This window comes from Streptomyces phytophilus (genome assembly GCF_013870535.1).
In the GTDB taxonomy this organism is placed as follows: domain Bacteria; phylum Actinomycetota; class Actinomycetes; order Streptomycetales; family Streptomycetaceae; genus Streptomyces; species Streptomyces phytophilus.
This window is the reverse complement of record NZ_JACBXC010000887.1, coordinates 1-2,581: the sequence shown is the minus strand read 5'-3', so window position 1 is coordinate 2,581 and position 2,581 is coordinate 1. Positions and strand designations below refer to the sequence as shown.

The 2,581-nt window shown below is 73.9% G+C and carries 3 protein-coding genes; all 3 read right to left on the bottom strand.

Annotated features, from left to right (window positions below; all coding sequences use genetic code 11):
• Positions 1 to 156 precede the first annotated feature (156 nt).
• Entirely contained in the window at positions 157 to 1,155 is a 999-nt protein-coding gene (gene gap / locus H5J30_RS26730; protein WP_181789892.1) for a type I glyceraldehyde-3-phosphate dehydrogenase, read from the bottom strand.
• Between the two features lie 146 nt (positions 1,156 to 1,301).
• Positions 1,302 to 2,258, bottom strand: coding sequence for a GlxA family transcriptional regulator (locus H5J30_RS26725; protein WP_181789891.1), 957 nt, complete (start codon positions 2,256 to 2,258; stop codon positions 1,302 to 1,304).
• A 75-nt stretch (positions 2,259 to 2,333) separates the two neighbouring features.
• A partial coding sequence (locus H5J30_RS26720) for a helix-turn-helix transcriptional regulator (RefSeq protein ID WP_181789890.1) occupies positions 2,334 to 2,581 on the bottom strand: 248 nt, incomplete at its 5' end.

Sequence of the window (2,581 nt, the reverse complement as noted above, 5' to 3'; positions counted from 1 at the left end):
CCGTCAGTGCGGCGCCCGCGAAGCCCCGGCGTGACATGTGCGTGGGGATCATGCGGTGACTCTGCCGCGCGGGCCCGCACCGGGGCATCGGGGACCTCCCCGGAGTGGTCCCCGACGGGACCCTGACCCGTCCCGGATGCGGGCCCCGGAGTGGCGTCAGGTGGTGGTGAGGAGTTCGAGGGTGTCGATGACCCGGTGGGAGAAGCCCCATTCGTTGTCGTACCAGGCGACTACCTTGACGTGGCGGCCGTCGACGCGGGTGAGGGCCGAGTCGAAGATCGCGGAGTGGGGGTTGCCGGTGATGTCGGCCGAGACGAGGGGGTCTTCGGAGTATTCGAGGATGCCGGCGAGGCGTCCTTCGGCCGCCGTGCGGTAGGCGTCGAGGACGGCTTCGCGGGTGACGTCGCGGCTGACCGCGGTGTTGAGTTCGACGATAGAGCCGACCGGGACCGGGACGCGGATCGAGTCGCCGGACAGTTTGCCGTCCAGGGCGGGGAGTACGAGGCCGATGGCCTTGGCGGCGCCGGTGGTGGTGGGGACGATGTTGACGGCCGCGGCGCGGGCGCGGCGGGCGTCGCGGTGGGGGCCGTCCTGGAGGTTCTGCTCCTGGGTGTAGGCGTGCACCGTGGTCATGAAGCCGTGCTCGATGCCGGCGAGTTCGTCCAGTACGGCGGCCAGCGGGGCGAGCGCGTTGGTGGTGCAGGAGGCGTTGGAGACGACGGTGTGGGCCTGCGGGTCGTACGCCTCGGTGTTCACCCCGGGCGCGAGGGTCACGTCCGCGCCGGCGGAGGGGGCGCTCACGAGGACCTTGCGCGCGCCGGCGTCCAGGTGCACGCGGGCCGCGGTCGCCGCGGTGAAGCGGCCGGTGGCTTCGAGGACGACGTCCACGCCGAGTTCGGCCCACGGCAGCTTCGCCGGCTCGCGCTCGGCGAGGACCTTGATACGGCGGCCGTCCACGACGAGGGTGTCGCCGTCCGCCGTGACCGGGCGGCCGAGGCGGCCGGCGGTGGTGTCGTAGGCGAGGAGCCGCGCGAGGGTGGCGGGCTCGGCGAGGTCGTTGACGGCGACGACGTCGAGGCTGCTGTCGCGTTCCAGCAGCGCGCGAAGTACGTTGCGGCCGATGCGGCCGAATCCGTTGATGGCGATGCGGGTCATGGTCGTCCTGCCCTTCCGGGTGGCTGCGGCTTCCTGCGGCTCTGCTGCGGCTTTCCGTGCGTTACCAGCAGGTTCGCCCGCCGTACGGCCCGCTGCCAGCGGCCCGGATGCCACACTCCGCAAGGATCTCGCCAGCCTCCCGGGGGCTACTCGCCCCGCGCGAACGTGCGGCGGTACTCGCTCGGCGTGGTCCCCAGGATCCGCTGGAAGTGCAGCCGCAGGTTCGCGCCCGTACCGAGGCCCACGCGGTCCGCGATCTGCTCGACGCTCTGCTCCGAGCGCTCCAGCAGCTCACGCGCGACGTCGATCCGCGCCCTCATGATCCACTGCATCGGCGTGTACCCCGTGTCGTCCGCGAAGCGCCGCGAGAACGTGCGCGTCGACACCCCCGCGTGCCGGGCCAGCGCCTCCAGGGTCAGCGGCTCGCCGAGCCGGCGCAGCGCCCACTCCCGAGTCGCGGCGAACCGCTCGCCGAGCGGCTCCGGCACGCTGCGCGGTACGTACTGCGCCTGGCCGCCGCTGCGGTACGGGGCCGCCACCAGGCGCCGGGCGGCGTGGTTGGACGCGGCCACGCCGAGGTCGCCGCGCAGGATGTGCAGGCACAGGTCGATGCCGGAGGCGGCGCCGGCGGAGGTCAGCACGCTGCCCTCGTCGACGAAGAGGACGTTCTCGTCGACGCGTACCTCCGGGTGCTTGGCGGCGAGGGCCCGCGTGTAGTGCCAGTGGGTGGTGGCGCGGAGGCCGTCGAGGAGGCCGGTGGCGGCGAGGGCGAAGGCGCCGGTGGAGATGGCGGCGAGGCGGGCGCCGCGGCGGTGGGCGGCGATCAGGGCACCGGTGACGGCGGCCGGCGGGTCGTCGCGGTCGGGGAAGCGGTAGCCGGGCACGAAGACGATGTCGGCCCAGTCGAGCGCGTCGAGGCCGTGCGCGACGTGGTACGAGAGCCCGTCGCCGCCGGCCACGAGCCCCGGCGCGGCGCCGCACACGCGCACCTCGTACGGCATGCTCCGGCGGGTGCTGAAGACCTGCGCGGGGATGCCGGCGTCGAGGGGTTTGGCGCCTTCGAGTACGAGCACGGCGGCGCGGCGGAGGCGGGTGGCTGACACGGGGACACGGTACGCAGGTTGCGGGGCGGGGTGGTGGAGTCGGGGACGGGGTGCGGGTGTCCTCTCCGCCGTTCCTCAGTCGCGCGGGATGTACGTGCCCGGCGGTGCCCCCACGGTGCGGTGGAACGCCGCGACGAACGCGCTGGGCGAGGCGTAGCCGACGTGGCGGGCGGCGGTGGCCACCGTCGCGCCCGAGGCCAGCAGCGGCAGGGACGCCTGGAGCCGCAGGTGCGTACGCCAGCGGCCGAAGGGCATGCCCGTCTCGGCGACGAAGAGGCGCGCCAGCGACCAGAGGAGAACGCCATGACCATGACGGACGACGT